We start from the raw sequence: 20211 nt of genomic DNA on the forward strand, positions 1-20211 counted from the left end.
GGTTGTCGTTCGCACGACGGGCCGTCGGGGTGCGGACACACGAGGGGGCTGTCGCGGGCGGGGAGGGGCGGGGCGAGTGAACGACCACCGAAGCGCCTCGGATCCGCCCTCGCGGGAGCCCCTGCGCGCCGCACTCGCCTGGACCGGGGCCGGGCTCTTCGCTGGTTCCCTGGTCTTCGCCGTGGTCGGCCTGGCCCTGACCTTCGAACCGGTCGCCGCTCTGACCGGAACGGAGCGCGTGGCCGACATCCCCGCGCACGCCACCACCTCCTGGCTCCTACTGGGCCTGATCGCGGCGGCCGGTCTGGTCGTTCAGCGCCCTCTCCTGCCCCGGTCGGGCGTGAGCGCGGGCGGGGAGGACACTTCGCCGAGGGCGCTCGGGATCGGAAGGACGCTGGTGGCGGTGGGTGCCGCGGTGCTGGCTCTGCTCGCCGTGCGTCACTTCCCCCGGGACGCCCTGCTCCCGGCCTCGGTCCACGCGCACTCCTTCACCGAAACCGGCGTCCTGATCTGGTCCTGCGTGGTGCTGTTGGCAGCGGCCGGGCTCCTTTCGGCCGGGGCGGGACACGCGCGCGGGCGCCGCTCGCGCCCCCTCCTCCCCGTCACCTCCGCCGGTGCCGGGGTCGTCGCCGTGGTCCTGGTCGCCGGGCTTGCCGCGTCGGTCACCCATCCCAGAGTGATCCACACGGTCGTCGCGGGCGACCTCGGCGAATCGCCGTCCGTCCCCTCCAGTGTCGGGGCCGAGGGGTGGGTCTGGTCTCCTCCGCCGGGTGTACGGGTGGAGCGCGTGGAGGCCGGGCCCCGGGGACCGATCCTCGTGCTGCCGGACGGGGTCATCGCCCTGGACGGCCCGAGCGGGCAGGAGCTGTGGACCTATCGCGAACCGCACGGCGAGGGGGTCGCGGCGCGACTCCTCGACGACGTCCTCTTCCTGACGCGGGACTCCGGGAACATCTCCATGACGGGTACGGCGCTGGACCCCGCCACCGGCGGGATCATCCCCGGTGAACCCCACCTGGAGGAGCTGGTGGCGTACGCGCGGTCGACCACCCTGCACGAGTACCGCGACGACGCCGGGACCAGGGGGATCGAGGCGCGGGCGTTCGACCGCACGGCGACGGGGACCGGAGGGACGCGGTGGACCTTCGTCCCACAGGGGGAGGGTCTGTACTGCGAGCTCCAGCGGGACGTGTGGCCGACGACCGACCCCGGCACCGGAGACGGGCTGGTCGTGGTGGCCCACGCCTGCGCGGACGAGCGGGAGTACGGGGAGAGGACGCTCGCCCCAGCCCCTCCGCTCGCGTCCGCCGACGGCTCCGAAGGAATCCTCGCCCACGGGGAGTCCCTGGACTCGGCGGTCGCCACCGTCGCCGCTCTCGACCTCGCCAGCGGTGAGGAGGTGTGGCGGCACGAACACCCCGTCCTCCGGTCGTGGGACCGGTTCGACCTCGGCCCAGTGGAGGGTGCGGCTCTCTCCGAGGGTGAGGCGCGTGCCCTCCGGTTCGGGACCTACGGCGAACTGTTCCTGCTCGACCCGCGCACCGGGAAGCCCCTCGGCCACCCGGAAGAGGCGCGGGATCCACGCGGGCGGTTCGGACCCGGGGTGGACCGGGTCCTGCGCGCGGACACCGCGGGCACGGTCCTCGCGCTGAAGGGCCGCTACCCGGGGACCGCGCAGGCCGTGGAGGTCCTCACGGCCGACCCCGGGGGCGAGGTGACCGCTCGGGTCACGATGGACGTGGCCGGGGAACCGGCCCCCGAACTCCTTGACCAGGCGGTCGTCCTGGACGACGCTCTCCTGATCCCCTACGTGGATCGGGAGGCCGATGAACGCGGCGTCCACTCCTTCGCGCTCGCGGCCGGCGGTCTCGGCGGGGAACGCGTGGAGATCGGTCCGTCCGCGAAGGACGTACCCGGGGAGCACCGGCTGGTCGCCGTCCCCGGCGCCGTGGTCTCCCACGGCTCCGGCGCGGCCGACGTCCACGGCCTGGTGCCCTGAGTCCGTCCGGGAGGGGGCTGGCTCCGAGCGGAGGCGGTCCCCGGGGCGGTGGTCTCCTCCCTGAGTCAGGAGGGGCCCGCGTGTACGGCTGGCATCCCTGACCCCCTGGGCTCCTCCTCTCGCAATCCGTGAATCTTTTTTTCCCAACTACCACCAATCCGCTCCCCGACCTGCTCCGAATCACTGGTGTCAGCCAGACACCTGTTTCGCGAGAGGACGCATGAGCACACACCACACCGGGCGTCGCAGGGTCGCGGTCATCGGTAGCGGCGTCTCCGGACTGACGGCCGCGTACATCCTCGGCCGGCACGACGACGTCACCCTGTTCGAGGCCGACGACCGCCCAGGCGGCCACGCCCACACCCACCGCGTTCCCGGGGCGGACGGCGGCGAACTGGGTGTCGACTCCGGCTTCATCGTCCACAACCGCCGCACCTACCCCCATCTCCTGCGGCTCTTCGACGAACTCGGCGTGGCCACCCGGCCCACCGAGATGAGCCTGTCGGTGAGCTGCGAGGGCTGCGGTCTGGAATACGCGGGCGCACGGGGGGTGCGCGCGCTGTGGCCGAGCGGGTCCCGGCGCAGCGCCGACCACGTCCGCATGCTCCTCGACATCCCGCGCTTCCACCAGGCGGCCCGTCGCCTGGTCTCCGTGGCCCGCAGGGTCGACCCCGGGGGCACGGTGGTCGGCCCCACCCTGGGGGAGTTCGCGGACCGGCACCGTTTCTCCCCCTACTTCACCGCGCACTTCCTCCTGCCGTTGGTGTCGGCGGTCTGGTCCTGCCCGGCCGGAACCGCCCTGGACTACCCGGCCCGACACCTGTTCGGCTTCCTGGAGCACCACGGCATGCTCGGCGTCTGGGGGTCCCCGCGCTGGCGCACCGTGGAGGGCGGCTCCCACACCTACGTGGAACGTGTACTGGCGGGACTGCACTCCGTCCGCCTGGGCACACCCGTGCGGGCCCTGTCCCGCAACGGGGACGGGGTGCGGCTGAGCACCGACTCCGAGGTGCTGGAGTTCGACGCCGCCGTGGTCGCCACCCACGCCGACCAGGCCCTCGCGCTCATCGAACACCCCTCCGCCGACGAACGGGAGGTCCTGGGAGCCTTCACCTACACGCGCAACCACACCCTGCTGCACACGGACACCTCGGTCCTGCCCTCGGACCGGGACACCTGGGCCTCCTGGAACCACCGGCTGACCTCCTGCTACCCGGGCGGCTCCCCGGTGCGGGTCAGCTACCACATGAACCGGCTCCAAGGGCTGCCCGAGGGCACCGACTACGTGGTCACGCTCAACGCCGACGACGACGTCAAACCCGACCGGGTGGTGGCGGCCATGGACTACGCCCACCCCGTCTTCACCCCGGAGTCGGTGGCCGCGCAGGGACGGCTGCGTTCCCTGGACACCCCCGTCCTCGCCTTCGCCGGGGCCCACCACGGCTGGGGGTTCCACGAGGACGGCTGCCGCTCCGGGGTCGAGGCGGCCGCCGCCCTGGGGAGGCGGTGGTGATCCCCGCCCTGTACGAGGCCACGGTGCGGCACGCCCGCGCCGAGCCCGTCCGGCACGCCTTCGAGCACCGCACGTACTACTGGCTGGTCGACCTCGACGCCCCGCCCCGCCTCCCGTGGCCGCTGCGAGCCCTGGCGGGGTTCCACCCCGCCGACCACGGTGACGGCCGTGCGGCGACCCTGCGCGCCGACATCGTCCTCCACCTGCGCGAACACGGGATCGACCTGAACGGCGGCCGGGTGTTCATGCTCGCGCACGCCCGGGTGTTCGGGCACGTCTTCAACCCGCTGACCGTCTACTGGTGCCACGACCCCGACGGTTCCCCGCGTGCGGTCGTCGCCGAGGTCCACAACACCTACGGCGACCGCCACCGCTATCTCCTCCACCCGGACCAGCGGGGGCGGGCCACCGTGCCCAAGGCCCTGTACGTCTCCCCGTTCAACGAGGTCGACGGCGAGTACCGGCTCAGCCTGCCCGAGCCCGGCGAACGGCTCGCGCTCACCGTCGCCCTCCACCGTGAGGGCCGTCCTCCCTTCACGGCGTCCGTGCGCGGCCGTCGCCGCCCCGCGACCCTCGCCCAGCTGCTCCGCCTGTCCGTGCGCCACCCGTTGGCGCCGCTGGTCAACGCGGCCCGCATCAGGGTCCACGGTGTCTGGCTCCACCTGCGCGGCCTCCCCATCCGGGAACGCCCCGAAGCCGGCTGCCCTCGCACCGATGCGCGCGGGCCCCGCACGCGTGCCCCCGACAGCGCCCGCCCCAGTCCCGGCCGTCCCCAACCACGAGGAACACGACCATGACCGCGACCAACCCCCACCCACCCGGCGCCGTCGACCCGCGCCGCTGGCCCGACGTGGCCAGGGTCCCCAACAGCCGGTTGCGCACCGCCGTGGCCCGCCTGATCGCCGCCCGCGCCGTCCCTGCCGTGGGGATCCGCCTGCACGTCGGCCAGGAAGCACCACCCGCCGAGCTCACCGAAGGGGGCGCCCCCGTGCTGTGGCTGCGCGACCCCGACGCCTTCCACGCCCGCCTGGCCCACGACGGCCTCATCGGGTTCGGGGAGTCGTACATGGCGGGGGAGTGGGACTCACCCGACCCGGTCGCCGTGCTCACCCGCTTCGCCGAGCACTACGAGGAGCTGGTCCCCAAGCCGCTCCAGCCGTTGCGCCACCTCACGCTGCCGCGCCGCCCGTCCTCGGACCGCAACACCCGCGCCGGGGCCCGTCGCCACATCAGCCACCACTACGACCTCTCCAACGACCTCTTCGCCCTCTTCCTCGACCGCACCATGACCTACTCGTCGGCGCTGTTCACCGACGACGACCCGCGTGACGCCGACGGCCTGGCCCGTGCCCAGGCACGCAAGACCGACCGGCTCCTGGACGCCGCGCGGGTCGGGGAGGGCACCCGGCTGCTGGAGATCGGTACCGGCTGGGGTGAACTGGCCGTGCGCGCCGCACGCAGGGGAGCCCACGTCACCTCCCTCACCCTCTCCACCGAACAGCGCGACCTCGCCCGGGAGCGCGTGGCCGCCGAGGGACTGTCCGACCGGGTCTCCGTGGAGCTGTGCGACTACCGGGACGCCACCGGCACCCACGACGCGGTGGTCAGCTGCGAGATGGTCGAGGCGGTCGGCGAACGCTACTGGCCCGACTACTTCGCCGCACTGGACCGGCTGGTCCGGCCCGGCGGAAGAGTCGCCCTCCAGACCATCACCATGGAACACCGCCTGATGAGGGCCTCCCGGGGCTCCTACACGTGGATGCACAAATACGTGTTCCCCGGCGGGCTCATCCCCTCGGTCACCGCCGTCCGCGAACAGCTCGCCGCCCGGACCGGACTGCGGATCACGGACCGCCTCGCCTTCGGCCGGGACTACGCCGACACCCTGCGCGTATGGCGCGAGACCTTCGCCGGGGCGGCGGAACAGGTGCGTTCGCTCGGCTTCGACGACACCTTCCGCCACATGTGGACCTTCTACCTGGCCTACTGCGAGGCCGGGTTCCGGTCCGGGCTCATCGACGTCGAACAGATCACCATGGAGCGTGCCGCATGACGACCACCCACCCGCACCCCCGGGGCGTCGCCCACCTGCTCGGCCCCCTGGTCGCCGCCTTCTTCAACGGGGTCCTCCCGGTCCGACTGCGGGCCTGGGACGGCAGCGAGACCGGACCGCACGGCGCCCCGCGCGTGACCGTCCGCGACCGTGACGCCCTGCGTCACGTCCTGGCCCGCCCCGGAGAACTCGGGCTGTCCCGCGCCTACGTCACCGGTGGTGTCGAGGTCGAGGGTGACCTCACCGACGCGCTGCGCGGGGTGTGGGCGTCCGTTGAGGCACACGGCACGTCGCTCCCCGGCCCGCGCACCTGGGCGAGGATCGCCCGCACGGCCGTGGTCCTGGGAGTGGTCGGACCGCCGTCGCCCCCTCCGGTCTCCGAGGCCCGTGTCAGGGGACGGCGTCACTCCCGGGAACGGGACGCAGCCGCGATCTCCCACCACTACGACGCGGGCAACGACCTCTACGAGCTGCTGCTCGACGAGACCATGGCCTACTCGTGCGCGCTCTGGGACGAGGACGATCCCGGCCAGAGTCTCGCCGACGCCCAGCGCGCCAAACTCGACCTGGTCTGCGACACCCTCCGCCTGAACAAGGGGGACCGGCTGCTCGACGTCGGGTGCGGGTGGGGGTCGCTCACCCTGCACGCGGCCCGCTGGTACGGGGCGCACGTCTCGGCGCTCACCCTGTCCGCCCGGCAACGGGACCACGTGCTCGCGCGCGCCGAGGAGGAGGGGCTCGAACAGCTCGTGGACGTGCGCCTGCTCGACTACCGCGACGTCGCCCCCGACACCTTCGGGCCCGGCGGCTTCGACGCGGTCGCCTCCGTGGAGATGGGCGAGCACGTGGGCCGTGACGGCTACGCGCCGTTCACCCGCCAGCTCCACGGTCTGCTGCGCCCCGGCGGCGCCCTGCTGGTCCAGCAGATGTCCCGGCGCGGACCCCACCCCGGCGGTGGCCCCTTCATCGAGCGCTACATCGCGCCCGACATGCACATGCGTCCGCTCGGTGAGACCGTCGGCCTCCTTGAGGACGCGGGGCTCGAAGTGCGGGGCGTACGGGCCATGCGGGAGCACTACGTCCGCACCGCCCGCGCCTGGACGGACGCGCTGGAGCGGCGGTTCGACGAACTCGTCGCCCTCGCGGGGCCCGAGGCGGTCCGGGTGTGGCGCCTCTACCTGGCCGGAGGGTCACTGGCCTTCGAGGAGGGGCGCATGGGCGTGGACCAGATCCTGGCGGTCCGCCCGGACCCGGTGAGCCGGGACGAGACCAGCGCGGAACCGGTCGCCGAGGCGGTGGCGACACGATGACCGCCCTCACCGCCTTCCTGCTCAACCTCGCGGTCACCGCGGTCGTGGTGGGCGCGGTCATGCTCGCCACCTTCGCGGTCGCGGTCCGTGTGGGACGCCACGGCGTCGTGGACGTCGCCTGGGGGCTCGGCTTCGTCGGGGTGGCCGTGTCCACCGCCGTGGTCGCCACCGCCACGGGGACCGGCGACCCCGCGCGGATCTGGTTGCTGGCCGCCCTCACCGCCGTGTGGGGTCTGCGACTGGCCGTCCACATCGGGCTGCGCGGCCGCGGCAAGGGCGAGGACCCCCGGTATGAAAGGTTCCTCGCCAACGCCCCGGGCAACCGGAACCTCCACGCCCTGCGGGTGGTCTACCTGCTCCAGGGGTCCCTCCTCCTGCTGATCTCGCTCCCGTTGCAGGTCGCCGCCCACACCGCCGGTCCGCTCGGCTGGCTGGCGTTCCTGGGCGTGCTGGTCTGGCTCACCGGGTTCGCGTTCGAGTCCGTCGGCGACGCCCAGCTCGCCCGGTTCAAGGCCGACCCCGCCAACCGGGGCCGGATCATGGACCGGGGGCTGTGGGCCTGGACCCGGCACCCGAACTACTTCGGCGACGCCCTCGTGTGGTGGGGCCTGTTCCTGGTCGCCGCCGGGTCCTGGTGGGTGCTGCTCACCCTGCCCGCGCCCCTGCTGATGACCTACCTGCTCACCCGTGGTTCGGGCCAGCGACTGCTCGACGAGCACATGTCCGGCCGACCCGGCTGGTCGGAGTACGTCGCCCGGACCAGCGCCTTCGTTCCGCTGCCCCCGAAGAGGGCGGCCGCCCGGGAGTGAGCCCCCGCGCGGTCTCGCGTGGGAACACGGCAGACCCCCGGCCGGAGGGTGTGGAGTGGCCCCGGCCGGGGGCGGTTCGCAGGACGGGGGCCGATCAGGCGGCCCCGTCCGCCCCCGGGTCCTCGCCGACGCGCACCACCACGGCCTTGGGCTCGGTGAAGAACTCGCGGCTGTAGGTGCCGCCCTCGCGGCCCAGGCCGGAACGACCCACCCCGCCGAAGGGTGCGCGCAGGTCGCGGACGAAGAAGCAGTTCACCCACACCGTGCCCACCCTCAGGGAGGCGGCCACGCGGTGGGCGCGGGACAGGTCCTCGGTGAACAGCATGGCGTTGAGCCCGTAGGGGCTGTCGTTGACCTCCGCCACCACCTCGTCCTCGGTGTCGAAGGGGGTGACCGTCACGAGCGGACCGAAGACCTCCTCATTGCGGTGCGGTGCCTCCTTCGGCAGGCCGGTGACCACGGTGGGACGTACGAACAGCCCCGGTCCCGCCGCACCGGTCGCCACGGTGCCGCCCCACTCCGCCACCGAGTCGAGGTATCCCGACACCTTGCGGTGGTGCTCCCCGGAGGACAGCGGGCCCAGCAGTGTGGCCGGGTCCTTGGGGTCCCCGGGCACCAACAGGTCCGCGGCCCCGCACAGGCGGCGCGTGAACTCCTCCGCGATCGACCGGTGCACGTACAGCCGCGACCCGGCCAGGCACACCTGCCCGGCGTTGGTGAAGGCCGCGCGCGCCGACCACTCCACCGCCTGGTCGATGTCGGCGTCGGCGAACACCACGTTCGCGCCCTTGCCGCCCAGTTCGAGGCTGACCGGGGTGAGGTGGGTGGCCGCCGCGCGCGCCACCGCCGTCCCGGTGGCGCTCTCACCGGTGAAGGTGACCCGGTCCACCCGGGCGTGGCCGGTCAGCGCAGACCCCACCGAGTCGGGGCCGTAGCCGTGCACCACGTTGAGCACCCCGGGCGGCATCCCGGCCTCCAGAGCCAGGCGGGCCAGGATCGTGACCGAGGCGGGGGAGTCCTCCGCGGGCTTCAGCACGACCGTGTTTCCCCAGGCCAGCGCGGGAGCGATCTTCCAGCTCGCCAGCATCAGGGGGAAGTTCCATGGCGCGATGGCCACCACCACACCGGCCGGTTCGTAGCGGGTGTAGGCGTGGTGGCCGGTGTCGGAGGGGTACAGCTCGGCCGGGGTGAGGGCGGCGTGGTCGGCGAAGAACCGGAGGTTCTCAGCGGTGCGCGGAACGTCCTTGTTCAGGCTCTGCGACACGGGTTTGCCCATGTCACGGGTGTCCGCCAGGGCCAGGTCCCGGCGGTTCTCCAGCACGAGATCGGCCAGCCGGTGCAGGATCGCACGGCGCTCGGAGCGGCTCATCCTCGGCCACGGTCCGGAGTCGAAGGCCCGGCGGGCGGCGTCCACGGCCAGGTCCGCCTCGGCCCCACTGCCAAGGGGGAAGCGGGCCCAGGGGCGGCCCGTGTAGGGATCGACGCTGTCGAAGCCGGGACCGTCCCCGGCGGTGATCTCCTCGCCGTCGATGACGTGGCCGAACAGCTCGACGTCCGACTGTGCCCCGGCCATGTCAGTTCCCCTCCGGAGCGGGTGCGCCGACGCCGACGCCGTCCGCCGCGTGCTCGGTATCGGATCGGTCCAGGCCGCGCTGCTCGGCCAGGGTGGTGCCTCCGGCCGACCAAAGGGTGGGCGGCACCTCGCGGACGATGACGCGGATGCTCCGCGCGGGGGCGTCCAGGCTGGTCTCGACCGCTTCGTGCACGGACCGCATGAGCTCGCGCAGCCGCGCGGGGTCCCGGCCCTCGGTGAGGGTCACTTCGATCAGGGGCAAGGGAACTCTCCTGTGAGGGGTCGGGCCGGTGCGGTCCCGGCCGGGGTCGGTGCCACACGTGGCGGCGCCGACCCCGGCCGTGGACGGGTCAGTCCTGGAGGGTCAGTTCGGACATCTCGATGGGCTCGTGCAGGACACCCGTGGCCAGCAGCAGGTCGTTCCAGCGGCCCAGTTCGTCCACGTCCACCGCGCCCTCGGTCCACACCGGGAGCTCCATGGCCTCGGCCTGCTCCTCGGTCGTCTCGGAGTAGGTCTGCACGATCTCCGCGGCGATGGCGGGGTCCTCGGCGAGCATGCCGTTGGCGCGCTCGATCGCTCGCGTGAAGCCCTCGACAGTGGTCGGGTTGGCCGCCACGAACTCGTCCGCCATGCCGATCCCCGAGACCGGGATGCCCTCGGCGATCCCGGTGTAGGAGGAGAAGACCTTGCGGGCGCCGTCCTCCTCGGCGCCGCTGCGGAACGGCTCCACGAGCCAGACCGCGTCCACGGCGTCCTGTTCGAGGGCGGGCACCATGTCCGGGAAGGGGTACTCCACGAACTCGATCCCGGCGGTCTCCACCCCCTGCTCCTCCAGCGAGGCGGCGATGCTCACGTCACCGATGTTGTTCAGGGTGTTGACCGCGATGGTCCTGCCCTCAAGGTCCTCGGGTGCCTCGATGGGGGAGTCGTCGTTCACGTAGATCCCCGCTGTCTCCTCGGTGCCCCGCACGCCCTCGGCGACGATGGTCACGCCGATGTACTGGCTCTCGGCGAGGAAGAAGGACGGGTAGCTCGCGAAGGCCGCCTGGAGGTCGTCGGAGACCATCGCCGGGACGGCGGCCGCACCGCCCTGCACGGGCTGGGCGGACACGCTGAGGCCCTCCTCGTCGAAGAAGCCCTCCTCGATGGCGATGAACACGGAGGCGTGGTCGATGATGGGCGTGATGCCCACGACCAGCGTCGTGGTCTCGTCGGTGGGACCGTCGTCGGCCTCGGAGGAATCGGAGCAGGCGGTGGCGGCGAGGACGAGCGCGGCACCGGCGCAGGCCACGGTCCAGCGCCTGCTCGTCGACGGGGTATCGGACATATTCATCATGATGGATTAGCGCCTTGGGGGGTCGGCGGGGCGCGGTAGGGGGCCGCGCACCCGGCTGGTTGCTGGGTCAGTCGTTGCCGGAGTGGCTGTGGAGCGGTTCCGGCGCCCGATCGGAGGAGGGGCGCCGGATCAGGCGTGCGACCTCGCCGCGCAGGGCGACGAACTCCCGCAGTTCCTTGGTCTCGATCTGGTCCCTCGGCTGGGGGAGCGGCACGTCGATGGTGGTCACGACCGTGGTGGGCGGGCCCGAGAGCACGACCACGCGGTCGGCGAGGTAGACGCTCTCGTCGATGTCGTGGGTGACGAAGACGATGGTCATGTCGTAGCGTTCGCGCACCTTGAGGACCAGGTCCTCAAGGTCCTCACGGGTCTGGGCGTCGATGGAGGCGAAGGGCTCGTCCATCAGCAGGACCCCCGGCTGGTAAGCCAGGGCCCGGGCGATGGCCACCCGCTGCTGCATGCCTCCGGAGAGCTGGCTGGGGTACCTGTCGGAGTGCCCCTCCAACCCCACGGCGGCCAGCGACTCCGCCTCTCGCCGCTGGGCCTCCTCGCGTCCCAGGCGCAGGTGGCGCAGGGGGAAGCGGACGTTGCCCGCCACGGTCTGCCACGGGTACAGGGACCGGGCGTAGTCCTGGAAGACCATCGCCAGTCCCTCGGGCACACCGTTCACGGGCCGTCCCTGGAAGGAGACCTCGCCGCCGGTGGGGCGCTGGAGCCCGGAGAGGACGCGCAGCAGCGTGGTCTTGCCGCATCCGGAGGGTCCCACCACGGAGACCAGCTCACCCTCGGCGACCGAGAAACTGATGTCCGCGAGCGCGGTGTGCGCCGTGGCACCACTGCCGTAGGTGTGCGTCAGGCCTCTGACGTCGAGCATGGGTGTGGTCCTCATGGTCGGGGCCTCACTGGCCCGCGGGTTCGGAACTGGGGCGGTTGGCGATCCGGTGCCAGGCCAGCAGCCGGTGCTCCACCAGGGTCAGGGCGAGGTTGAGCAGGTATCCGAGGACGCCCAGGAGCGCGATCCCCGCCCACATGTCGAGGATCTGGAAACCGCGCTGGGCCTGGACGATGTGGTAGCCGATCCCCCCGGTCGCGGCGACCATCTCGGAGATCACCATCAGGATGAGACCGAGCGCCAGGGCGGTGCGCACCCCCGCGAGGATCTTCTGCGAGGCTCCCGGCAGGACGATGCGAGTGAGGCGTGTGTGCAGGGGGACGCCGAACACACGGGCGGTGGCGTGCTTGAGCGGGTCGATGGAGCGCACACCCTCGATGGTGTTGATCAGGATCGGCCAGCACGTCCCGAAGGCGATCAGCAGCACCCGCATCAGGTCGTCGCGACCGAACAGCACCAGGAACAGGGGGATGAGCGCGGGTGGCGGCAGCGCGCGGGCGAACTGGATGACGGGGTCGATGTAGTCGCCGATCCGTCGGTTCAGGCCGATGGCCACGCCCAGGGCGACCGCCGTGACGGTGGCCAGGGCCAGACCCGCGAGCATGCGCGCCAGGCTGGGCAGGACGTCGTCGCGCATGCTGTCGGTCAGCCATGCCTCGGCCGAGGGCAGCCACAGTTCACCGGCGCGGGCCAGGAACTCGGTGGGCGGGGGGAAGAACGGCGAACGCGCGTTCAGCGCCGCCAGTTCCCACACCAGCAGCAGTCCCGCCAGGACGGCCCAGCGCAGCAGGAACGATCCCAGAGTGCGTCCGGCGCGGGCGGTCCGGCCCGATCGTGCAGGCCCCTGGGCCCCCTGGCCGGGGTTCGCGGGTGCCGGTCGCACCATGCCGGGACCTCGCGCGTGCGAGGTCGGCTCCACCGTCGGGAACGTCTTCACGTCTGTTCCTCCATGAGGCGCTTCCAGCGGAAGAGTCGCTGTTCACCGGCGCGCAGGAGCCCGTTCACGACCAGACCCAGGAGCCCGGCCACGATCGTCCCCGCGTAGACCATGTCGGTGTTGGCACCGCCCGAGCTCATGCGCAGGATCCAGCTGCCCAGGCCCTCGGCGGCACCGGCGAGCAGTTCGGCGCTGACGGTGACGATCAGCGCGATCGCGGCCGAGATCCGAACCCCGGCGGCGACGAAGGGGGCGGTGGACGGCAGGACCACCCGGGCCAGGACCGCGAGCCGGGGCACCCCGAACACCCGGGCCGACTCCCTGGCCAGCGGCTCCACGGCCCGCACCCCGTAGAGGGTGTTGAACAGGATCGGCCACAGTGCCGCGTAGGTCACCAGGGCCACCTTCATCTCCGACCCCTGGCCGAAGACGAGGATGGCCACCGGGATGAGCGCCACGGAGGGGATCGGGCGGAGGAACTCCACCACCACCGAGGAGGCGCGTTCGACCCAGTGCAGGGAGCCCAGGAGCAGTCCCAGGCCGACACCGGCGACCGCCGCGATGCCGAGGCCGGTGACGGCGGCCGTGAGGGTGGCGGCGACCTCGGTCAGGAAGGCCGGGTCGACCAGGAGCCGCCCGGTGTTGGCCAGGACCACGGAGACCGGGGGCAGCGCGGACGAGTCCACACCCCAGCGGGCCACGGCCTCAGCGAGGCACAGGGCGACGACGACGCCGACGAGCCCCCGGCGTAAGGTGCCGAGGATCGACGTGCGCGGACCGTGGTCCAGGCGACCACGCCGCGTGAGGGAGTTCAGGGGGGTCACGTCGGAACGCTCCTGGAGGATGACGGAATGCAATCACTCTATTGATTATGGTTAATATGTCAATGTGCGTTCCCCGAACTCCACGAAGCCCGCCCCGTCGCCCCTCCCGTCCGGTTCAGCCCGGCGGCGTGCGTGTGCTGCTGCGCGGCGGAGTGTGCTCGTCGGCCGCGCGTCTGGCGAGCCGGGCGTCACCCGAGGCGATGGCGTCCACCAGGTTGCGGTGCAGCTGGAGGTTGGCCTCGAAACCCGCCTCGAAGCCGGGGTCCGCCGCGATCTCGCGCACCGACTCGCGCGCGGTGTCCAGGAGCGATACGTACAGGGTGCTCAGCAGCTGGTTGGGGGAGATCCGCGCGATCTCCTCGTGCAGCTCCCAGTTGCGCGCCAGATAGCCGGCCGGGTCGTTCCTGAGATCCGCCATCAGGGCCACGATCTCCCGCAGGCGTCGGATCTGCTCCGTGCCCGCCTCCCGCGCCGCGTGCTCGGCGATGGTGGCCTCCAGGGCCTCGCGGACCTCGAGGCTGTTGGCGACCGACAACGCGTCGTCTCCCAGCCCCAGGATGAGGTGGCTCAGCCGGATGTGCGCGCTGGGGGAGCTGACGAAGATGCCTCCGCGGGGGCCGGGACGCGCCTCCACCAGACCGCGCGTCTCCAGGAGCCGGACCACCTCGTTGAAGGTGCCGACGGAGACCTCGAACCGCTGGCGCAGCTCCTCCTTGGTGCCGAGGCGGTCACCTGGGCTGACCTGCTTGTTCATGATGATGCCGCTGATGTGGCGCACCACGCCCTCAGCCTTGGACATGCGTTCGGGCAGGGGGGCGCCCATGGTGGGCCAGTCGCTGTAACGATTCGCCATAATGATCATAACTATACGACCTTCCGGCGAATCACCCAGGTGAGGGCCCTGCCCTTTGTCTCCGAGGGCGGTTCGGCGGCCTTCGGCTCCCTTCGCGGCCACCGTTTCAGAAACCCTCCGGGCGCCCGTCTCCCCGCTCCCTCCGGCGCCACCGCGCCCACCCCCGATTCGCCTCCTCAGGAGACCCCGTGGACCCCACGACGACCGAAGCACTGATCGCTGCCGGAACCGCACTGGCCCGCCACGGCCTGGTCGACGCCTTCGGGCACGTCTCGGCCCGGACCCGCGACGGCGGTTGGGCCATGACCCGGGGGGTCCCCCTCGGCGCCCTCACCCCCGACGACGTCCGGCCCTTCGACCCCACCGCCGACACCCTCAGCCCCTCCCTGCCCAAGGAGGGGTGGATCCACCGCGCCGTCGTCCGCGCACGCCCCGACGTCGGGGCGATCTGCCGGGCCCAGCCCCCCACCGCGACCGCCCTCGCCTCCGCCGGGGTGCCCGTCGTCCCCCTGCACGGGCAGGGCTCCTTCCTGGGACCCGCCGTCCCGGTACACGAGGACCCCAGGCTGGTCCGCGACCCCGAGCACGCCGCACGGCTCGCCCACGACCTCGGCCGGGGTCCGGCGGTCCTGATGCGCGGGAACGGAGCCGTCACGGTCGGCGCCTCGGTCGCCGAGGCGGTCGCCCTCATGTGGGTGCTGGAACGCTCAGCCCTCATGAACGCCACGGCCTCCGCCGCCGGAACCGCCCGCCCCCTGGCCGAGGACGAGCAACGGGCCTGGCGCCAGGTGGCGCCGGAGCTGTGCTCGCGCATCTGGCTGTACCTCGCCAACGAGGAAACCCCCCAAAGGAGATCCACGCGACCATGATCGAACTCAAGGACATCGCCTACGTGCGCTCCGGCGCCGCCGACCTTCGCGCCGCCGTCGATTTCGCCACCGACGTCGTCGGCATGGAGCTGGTCCAGGAACAGGACGGGGTCGCCTACCTGCGGGTGGACCACCGCCACCACTGTCTGGCCTTCGTCGAGGGGGAGTCCGGGGTGATCAGCTCCGGGTTCACCGTCGCCGACCTCGACGCGCTCGCCGACGCCGAGACCGAGCTGGAGGCCGCCGGTCTGCCCGTGCGGCGCGGCGGCAAGGAGGGCGCGCGGTCCAGGAGGGTCCACGATTACCTGACCTTCGAGGACCCCTTCGGCAACCGGATCGACCTGGTCGTCGGCCAGACGCACCTGACCACCCCGGTCGCCTTCTCGCGTCCGGCCGGGATCACCGAGTTCGGGCACATCTGCTTCGACGCCCCCGACATCTACGAGGCCGGACGGTTCTGGACCGGCACCTTCAACGCGAGGGTCTCGGACTGGGTGAGTGACGTCGCCTGCCTGATGCGCATCGACCCGGTGCACCACAAGCTGGCGGTCTTCCACGGTGAGCGCCCCGGGCTGTGCCACATCAACTTCCAGGTGGAGTCCATCGACGACGTCATGCGCTCCTGGAACTTCCTCAAGAGCAAGGGTGTGGAGATCGAGCAGGGGCCCGGCCGCCACCCGCAGTCCACCGCGATCTTCCTGTACTTTAAGGGGCCGGAGGGCCTCACCTACGAGTACTCCTTCGGCGTGCGGCGCATCCCCGAGAACGAGGACTGGCAGCCCCGCTGGTTCGACCTCAACGAGCCGGGCGCCATCGACATGTGGCTCGGGGAGAACAAGCGGGTGAGCACCCAGCACCAGGTGTCGTCGGACAGCATCGCTCTGTCCGACTGACCCGCCCGACCGGGCGGGAGGAGGGGCAGCCGTACACCGCCCCCGTCTCCCGCCCGTTCCGGACTCAGACCGACGGGATCTGGCCGCCGTCGACCCTGATGATCGAACCGTTGACGTAGGCGGCCTGCCTGCTGGCGAGGAACGCGGCCACCGCGCCGTACTCCTCCGGGTCGCCGTAGCGGCCCGCCGGGACCGTGGCCCGACCCTTGGCCTGGGTCTCCTCCAGCGACGTCCCCTCCCGCTCGGCGCGGGCGCGGTCCAGCGACTCCACGCGCGGGGTGGCGATCCGTCCCGGGACGATGACGTTGGCGGTCACACCGTGGGCGGCCACCTCGTTGGCGACCGTCTTGGACCAGGAGTGCAGCGAGGCACGCAAGGTGTTGGACACGCCCAGGTTCGGGATGGGCGTGATCGGTCCGCCCGACGTGCTGGTGATGATCCGTCCCCAGCCGCGCTCACGCATACCGCCGACCACGGCGTCGGTCAGACCGATCACCGGGAGCACCATCGCGGAGTACATGTCCTCCCACAGCGCCGGGTCCTGGCCGAGCGCGGGGGTGGGCGGCGGGCCGCCGGTGTTGTTGACCAGGATGTCCACCGGGCCCAGTTCGTCGACCACGCGGGTCACGACCTCACCCGCGCGCCCGTGGTCGGCCAGGTCCCACGCGATTCCGACAGCGTCCACTCCGTGGGCGCGGCAGGCCGCGACCGTCTCGTCGAGACGCTCCTCGTTGCGGCCGGTCACCGCGACCCGGACCCCTTCGGCGGCCAGCGCGACGGCCATCGCGCGGCCCAGTCCGGAGCTGGCCGCGGTCACGAGCGCGACCTTCCCAGCGATTCCCAGATCCATTGTTCTCCTCAGACTTCCTACGACTGCTGACGGCATCTTGGCAGTACCGGGGAGACCTGGGACACGCGGGGCCTGGTCAGTGGGGGCTGGGGCAGCGTCGAGGGCGGTGGCGGTGGACCCGGAGTGCCGAGGGGGCTACACAGAGGTGCCCCGTCCCCATTCCCGGCTGATCCGTTCCCGGTGGGCGGCCAGACGCGAGGTGCGGTTCACCGTCAGCGCTCCCACGAACCGCCGCCCCCGGTGGTAGGAGACCTCCAACCGGGAGCGGTCCGGATCGTGCTCGTGGCCCCGGCTCCGGGCGCCCCGTCGTGCGTCCCACTTCGACACCTCGAAGAACGGCACCCGCCGCTGGTGCTCCATGTCGGGCTGCGGTAACCGCGCGAAGGCCGCCCGGCACCACGCCCGGGAACGGGCGGGCCGGACGGCCTGACCACGGAGCCCCGCCCTACGGCCCGGACCGGAACCGGGGGCGCGACGGCCCGTCAGCTCTCGTTGGGCACCACGACCGCGCGGCCGCTGATGTCTCCCGCCTCCAGCCTCCGGTACGCCTCCAGGGCGTCGTCCATGGAGAACCGCTCGACGTCCGGCCGGATCTGCCCCGCCCGGTACATGTCCACCACCTCCCACAGTTCGGCCACCGAACCCCAGTAGGTGTTGGTCAGGTACGACTCGTACGGATTGGTGAAGAACGAGAACTCGTGGGTGCCGCCCGCGATACCCACGATGCTCACCCGGCCCCCCTGGGCCACGGACGCGGCCGCGGTCGACACGGTCGGCCCCGCGCCGACGAAGTCGAAGACCGCGTCCACGCCCCGGCCCCCGGTGAGCTCCCTGATCCGCTCCACCTGCGCCTCCCCGGCCTCGACCGTGATCGCTCCGTTGGCCTCCGCCCGGGCACGGGCCTCCTCCTTGACGTCGGTGGCGATCACCGTGGCCCCGGTCAGCGCACGCAGGATCTGCACGCCGATCTGCCCGAGCCCGCCCAGGCCGATCACCAGCGCGTACCGGCCCCCGCCGCTCAGGTGCGGCAGCGCGGCCCTGATCGCGTGGTACGGGGTCAGTCCGGCGTCGGCCAGCGGCGCGGCGGCCACGGGGTCGGCGTCACCCAACGGGATGAGGTGCCGCTCGGGCACGGTCATGTACTCGGCCATCCCGCCGTCACGGCCCAGACCCACCGCCATGTAGGGCATGGTCGCCACGTTCTCGCAGTAGGTCTCCAGTCCTGCGGCACATTTGCGGCAGTGCTGGCAGCCGATCGGGCCGTACACGAGGTAGGCCTCGCCCACCCGGACCCGTTTGCTCACCGCGCTGCCGACGGCCTCCACCCAGCCCGCGTTCTCGTGCCCCAGGACGAACGGCGGCTTCTGCGCGCCCGGCTGCCCCTCCTTGAACAGGCGGTACACGCTGATGTCGGAGTGGCACGCGCCCGCGCCCGCGACCCGCAGGAGGACCTCCCCGGGGCCCGGTTCGGGGGTGGGGACGTCGGTGAGTGAGGGGAACACCTCGTAGTTCTCGAACACCACTGCGCGCATGTGCGGTCTCCCCCCGCGTGAGGCGCGGCGCCCGTTCGGGGGGCACCGAGGACAGGGCACTGCCGTGCCCGGTAGTCCACGCGAAGCTAACACCGGGCGACCCGCACGTCACCCAAGGGGCGTGCACGGAACCGTCCGCATTGTTTGACCCCGATCCACCGATCCTCCCGGTGAGTTGCGTGAACGCCCAGGGTCAGTACGGGTGAGAACACAGCGATCCTCAGGGAGGACACCATGTTCGACAGCACCAGGGCCTTCGGCTCCTTCGCGGTTCCCGACACCGAGACCGCCCGCGCCTTCTACGGTGACACCCTCGGCCTCGCCGTCAGGGACGTACCCGGCATGGAGGAGTACGGCCTGCTGGAGATCGACCTCGGCAACGACCGCGCCATCCTCGTCTACCCGAAACCCGACCACCGGCCCGCCGTGTTCACCGTCCTCAACCTGACCGTGGACGACATCGACGCCGCCGTGGACGGCCTGGTCGACCGGGGGATCACGATGCTCCGGTACGACGACTTCGACCAGGACGCGAAGGGCGTCGTCCGTGGCGGCACACCACTCGTGGCCTGGTTCACCGACCCGGCCGGGAACGTCATCGGCCTCATCCAGGAGTAGTCCACGCGCGGGACGGTGCCCGCACCCCGCATGGGGGAGGCACAGCGCCGGTAGCATCGGCCGGATGCCCTCCCCCCGTATCGACGGTGTCGGCGGACACCGCGACTTCCGCCGCCTCTGGGCCGGTGCGGCGGTCAGCCAGTTCGGATCGGCCGTCGGCCTGGTGGCCCTGCCCGTCATCGCCGTCGTCGTGTTGGACGCCGCCGCCTGGCAGGTCTCACTCCTGGCCGGGATCACCGCGCTGACCACCGTCTTGGTCGCCTTCCACGTCGGCCGCGTCGTCGAGCACGCACGCAAACGCCCGGTCATGATCGGCGGCGACCTCCTCAGGGCAGTCACCCTGGCCAGCCTTCCCGCCGCCCACGCGCTCGGCGCGCTCACCTACACCCACCTGTGCGCGGTCGCGGCCGTCAACGCCGTCTGCGCCATCGCCTTCACCGGCGCGTCGCAGGCCCACCTGAAGTCCCTGGTCTCACCGTCCGGGCTCATCGACGCCAACAGCCGCCTCGAATCCACACGGTGGCTGGGCATCTCCCTCGGCCCGGCCCTCACCGGTGCGCTGATCGCCGCGTTGTCGGCGGTCGGCGCGCTCGCGGCCACCACCGTGGGCTACCTGTTCGGCGCCCTGGCGGTCCGGACCATCCGTGAGCCCGAACCCGCCCCGCCCGTGCGTCCCGCGCGAGGGGAGGGAGCTTCGCGGCGTGAGGAGCTCTTCGCCGGGCTCGGTTTCGTCTGGGGCCACCCCACCCTGAGACCGATCCTGTTCGGCTGGGTCCTGTTCGCCGGGGCATCCTCCATGGCGGCCCCGCTGACCGCCGTGTTCTACATGCGCGACCTCGGCTTCAGCGCGTTCGAGTACGGGCTCCTCATGGGGGTACCCTCGCTCGGCGGTCTGCTGGGGGCGCGCCTCGTGCCCCGGCTGGTGCGGAGGCTGGGCGCGTTGCGCACCCTGCGGTGGGCCTCCCTGCTGCGCGGCCCCTGGTACTTCCTCATCCCCTTCGCGGTTCCCGGTCCGGTGGGCCTGTTGATGTGCGGGACGGGGTTCGGTCTGCTCCTGGTGTTCGCCGCCGCGGCCAACTCGGCGATGGCGGGGTACCGGCAGCTGGAGACCCCGGATGCCCTGATGTCCCGGGTGGCCACGCTCTGGGCCTTCGCCACGACGGTCTCGCAGCCGCTGTTCATCCTGGTCGGTGGAGTGGTGGCCAGCTTGGTGGACGCACGGGCGGCGCTCCTGGCCGCCGCGGTGGCGATGGCACTGGCCGGGTTCCTCCTGCCTCGCGGGGGCCGAGCCGCCAGCCCACCATGATCCCTCACAGGCGGGTCGGCGACCCGCGCACGCGTCGGCGGGC

The 20211-nt window shown here is 72.2% G+C and carries 21 protein-coding genes; 11 read left to right on the forward strand and 10 right to left on the reverse strand.

The features are described from left to right. Positions 1-76: 76 nt before the first annotated feature. From BDW27_RS08610 to BDW27_RS08635, 6 genes are all read left to right on the forward strand, one after another. On the forward strand, positions 77-1999 hold the full coding sequence (locus BDW27_RS08610; RefSeq protein WP_110048916.1) for a hypothetical protein: 1923 nt from the start codon (positions 77-79) through the stop codon (positions 1997-1999). A gap of 220 nt (positions 2000-2219) precedes the next feature. Next, the gene (locus BDW27_RS08615; protein WP_110048917.1) at positions 2220-3512 is read left to right on the forward strand and encodes an NAD(P)/FAD-dependent oxidoreductase; all 1293 of its coding nucleotides are present in this window, start codon (positions 2220-2222) and stop codon (positions 3510-3512) included. Next, entirely contained in the window at positions 3506-4309 is an 804-nt protein-coding gene (locus tag BDW27_RS08620; protein ID WP_110048918.1) for a DUF1365 domain-containing protein, read from the forward strand. Before BDW27_RS08615 ends, BDW27_RS08620 begins: the two co-directional genes overlap by 7 nt. Beyond that, positions 4306-5565 (forward strand): cyclopropane-fatty-acyl-phospholipid synthase family protein, encoded by a 1260-nt coding sequence (locus tag BDW27_RS08625; RefSeq protein WP_017544651.1) that lies wholly within the window; start codon positions 4306-4308, stop codon positions 5563-5565. The genes BDW27_RS08620 and BDW27_RS08625 overlap by 4 nt, the downstream gene beginning before the upstream one ends. Beyond that, positions 5562-6875, forward strand: coding sequence for a cyclopropane-fatty-acyl-phospholipid synthase family protein (locus BDW27_RS08630; protein WP_110048919.1), 1314 nt, complete (start codon positions 5562-5564; stop codon positions 6873-6875). Before BDW27_RS08625 ends, BDW27_RS08630 begins: the two co-directional genes overlap by 4 nt. Further along, positions 6872-7684 carry a DUF1295 domain-containing protein gene (locus BDW27_RS08635; protein WP_017544653.1) on the forward strand — a complete coding sequence of 271 codons (813 nt, stop codon included), beginning with the start codon at positions 6872-6874 and terminating at the stop codon, positions 7682-7684. The genes BDW27_RS08630 and BDW27_RS08635 overlap by 4 nt, the downstream gene beginning before the upstream one ends. Positions 7685-7778: 94 nt before the next feature. Here the strand turns inward: BDW27_RS08635 and BDW27_RS08640 are convergent, their stop codons facing one another. The 7 genes from BDW27_RS08640 to BDW27_RS08670 all read right to left on the reverse strand — a co-directional run bounded on the left by BDW27_RS08640 (position 7779) and on the right by BDW27_RS08670 (position 14100). Continuing rightward, a complete protein-coding gene (locus tag BDW27_RS08640) occupies positions 7779-9257 on the reverse strand; it encodes an aldehyde dehydrogenase (protein WP_110048920.1) in 1479 nt (492 codons plus the stop codon). 1 nt (position 9258) lies between these two features. Beyond that, positions 9259-9519, reverse strand: a complete 261-nt coding sequence (locus tag BDW27_RS08645) for a tautomerase family protein (protein ID WP_017544655.1) — start codon at positions 9517-9519, stop codon at positions 9259-9261. An 88-nt stretch (positions 9520-9607) separates the two neighbouring features. Beyond that, a complete protein-coding gene (locus BDW27_RS08650) occupies positions 9608-10585 on the reverse strand; it encodes an ABC transporter substrate-binding protein (protein WP_158543569.1) in 978 nt (325 codons plus the stop codon). Positions 10586-10661: 76 nt separating this feature from the next. Next, on the reverse strand, positions 10662-11483 hold the full coding sequence (locus BDW27_RS08655) for an ABC transporter ATP-binding protein (protein WP_233515693.1): 822 nt from the start codon (positions 11481-11483) through the stop codon (positions 10662-10664). 10 nt (positions 11484-11493) lie between these two features. Then, a complete protein-coding gene (locus tag BDW27_RS08660) occupies positions 11494-12423 on the reverse strand; it encodes an ABC transporter permease (protein WP_110048923.1) in 930 nt (309 codons plus the stop codon). Continuing rightward, on the reverse strand, positions 12420-13247 hold the full coding sequence (locus BDW27_RS08665) for an ABC transporter permease (protein ID WP_110048924.1): 828 nt from the start codon (positions 13245-13247) through the stop codon (positions 12420-12422). The genes BDW27_RS08660 and BDW27_RS08665 overlap by 4 nt, the downstream gene beginning before the upstream one ends. A 115-nt stretch (positions 13248-13362) precedes the next feature. Beyond that, positions 13363-14100, reverse strand: a complete 738-nt coding sequence (locus BDW27_RS08670; RefSeq protein ID WP_017544660.1) for a FadR/GntR family transcriptional regulator — start codon at positions 14098-14100, stop codon at positions 13363-13365. Between the two features lie 188 nt (positions 14101-14288). Between BDW27_RS08670 and BDW27_RS08675 the strand changes: the two genes are divergently transcribed. Together BDW27_RS08675 and BDW27_RS08680 are read left to right on the forward strand one after the other, a co-directional pair. Next, a complete protein-coding gene (locus BDW27_RS08675) occupies positions 14289-14969 on the forward strand; it encodes a class II aldolase/adducin family protein (protein WP_110048925.1) in 681 nt (226 codons plus the stop codon). After that, positions 14966-15862 carry a VOC family protein gene (locus tag BDW27_RS08680; protein ID WP_017544662.1) on the forward strand — a complete coding sequence of 299 codons (897 nt, stop codon included), beginning with the start codon at positions 14966-14968 and terminating at the stop codon, positions 15860-15862. The genes BDW27_RS08675 and BDW27_RS08680 overlap by 4 nt, the downstream gene beginning before the upstream one ends. 64 nt (positions 15863-15926) lie before the next feature. On the opposite strand, the gene BDW27_RS08685 is transcribed toward BDW27_RS08680, so the two are convergent. Together BDW27_RS08685 and BDW27_RS08690 are read right to left on the reverse strand one after the other, a co-directional pair. Continuing rightward, the gene (locus tag BDW27_RS08685; protein WP_017544663.1) at positions 15927-16712 is read right to left on the reverse strand and encodes an SDR family oxidoreductase; all 786 of its coding nucleotides are present in this window, start codon (positions 16710-16712) and stop codon (positions 15927-15929) included. A 135-nt stretch (positions 16713-16847) separates the two neighbouring features. Further along, complete coding sequence (locus BDW27_RS08690) at positions 16848-17072, reverse strand: hypothetical protein (protein WP_233515694.1); 225 nt, start codon at positions 17070-17072, stop codon at positions 16848-16850. On the opposite strand from BDW27_RS08690, the gene BDW27_RS28140 reads away from it, so the two are divergent. Further along, positions 17071-17142, forward strand: coding sequence for a hypothetical protein (locus BDW27_RS28140; protein WP_370446473.1), 72 nt, complete (start codon positions 17071-17073; stop codon positions 17140-17142). The two genes, BDW27_RS08690 and BDW27_RS28140, sit on opposite strands and share 2 nt — an antisense overlap. 52 nt (positions 17143-17194) lie before the next feature. On the opposite strand, the gene BDW27_RS08700 is transcribed toward BDW27_RS28140, so the two are convergent. Next, on the reverse strand, positions 17195-18244 hold the full coding sequence (locus BDW27_RS08700) for an NAD(P)-dependent alcohol dehydrogenase (protein WP_017544664.1): 1050 nt from the start codon (positions 18242-18244) through the stop codon (positions 17195-17197). A gap of 234 nt (positions 18245-18478) precedes the next feature. Here BDW27_RS08700 and BDW27_RS08705 point away from each other — a divergent pair, with 234 nt between their 5' ends. Continuing rightward, on the forward strand, positions 18479-18862 hold the full coding sequence (locus BDW27_RS08705; RefSeq protein WP_110048926.1) for a VOC family protein: 384 nt from the start codon (positions 18479-18481) through the stop codon (positions 18860-18862). A gap of 64 nt (positions 18863-18926) precedes the next feature. Beyond that, entirely contained in the window at positions 18927-20168 is a 1242-nt protein-coding gene (locus tag BDW27_RS08710) for an MFS transporter (RefSeq protein WP_110048927.1), read from the forward strand. The last annotated feature ends 43 nt before the right edge of the window (positions 20169-20211 follow it).

The organism is Nocardiopsis sp. L17-MgMaSL7 (assembly GCF_003182025.1).
GTDB classification, from domain to species: domain Bacteria; phylum Actinomycetota; class Actinomycetes; order Streptosporangiales; family Streptosporangiaceae; genus Nocardiopsis; species Nocardiopsis prasina.

Bases quoted from the DNA above. Each gene is read 5' to 3' on its own strand.
- BDW27_RS08680 (WP_017544662.1), top strand. From the start codon at position 14,966: ATGATCGAACTCAAGGACATCGCCTACGTGCGCTCCGGCGCCGCCGAC.
- BDW27_RS08615 (WP_110048917.1), top strand. From the start codon at position 2,220: ATGAGCACACACCACACCGGGCGTCGCAGGGTCGCGGTCATCGGTAGC.
- BDW27_RS08625 (WP_017544651.1), top strand. From the start codon at position 4,306: ATGACCGCGACCAACCCCCACCCACCCGGCGCCGTCGACCCGCGCCGC.
- BDW27_RS08630 (WP_110048919.1), top strand. From the start codon at position 5,562: ATGACGACCACCCACCCGCACCCCCGGGGCGTCGCCCACCTGCTCGGC.
- BDW27_RS08650 (WP_158543569.1), bottom strand. From the start codon at position 10,585: ATGTCCGATACCCCGTCGACGAGCAGGCGCTGGACCGTGGCCTGCGCC.
- BDW27_RS08690 (WP_233515694.1), bottom strand. From the start codon at position 17,072: ATGGAGCACCAGCGGCGGGTGCCGTTCTTCGAGGTGTCGAAGTGGGAC.
- BDW27_RS08635 (WP_017544653.1), top strand. From the start codon at position 6,872: ATGACCGCCCTCACCGCCTTCCTGCTCAACCTCGCGGTCACCGCGGTC.
- BDW27_RS08685 (WP_017544663.1), bottom strand. From the start codon at position 16,712: ATGGATCTGGGAATCGCTGGGAAGGTCGCGCTCGTGACCGCGGCCAGC.
- BDW27_RS08640 (WP_110048920.1), bottom strand. From the start codon at position 9,257: ATGGCCGGGGCACAGTCGGACGTCGAGCTGTTCGGCCACGTCATCGAC.
- BDW27_RS08710 (WP_110048927.1), top strand. From the start codon at position 18,927: ATGCCCTCCCCCCGTATCGACGGTGTCGGCGGACACCGCGACTTCCGC.
- BDW27_RS08670 (WP_017544660.1), bottom strand. From the start codon at position 14,100: ATGGCGAATCGTTACAGCGACTGGCCCACCATGGGCGCCCCCCTGCCC.
- BDW27_RS08705 (WP_110048926.1), top strand. From the start codon at position 18,479: ATGTTCGACAGCACCAGGGCCTTCGGCTCCTTCGCGGTTCCCGACACC.
- BDW27_RS08700 (WP_017544664.1), bottom strand. From the start codon at position 18,244: ATGCGCGCAGTGGTGTTCGAGAACTACGAGGTGTTCCCCTCACTCACC.
- BDW27_RS08655 (WP_233515693.1), bottom strand. From the start codon at position 11,483: ATGAGGACCACACCCATGCTCGACGTCAGAGGCCTGACGCACACCTAC.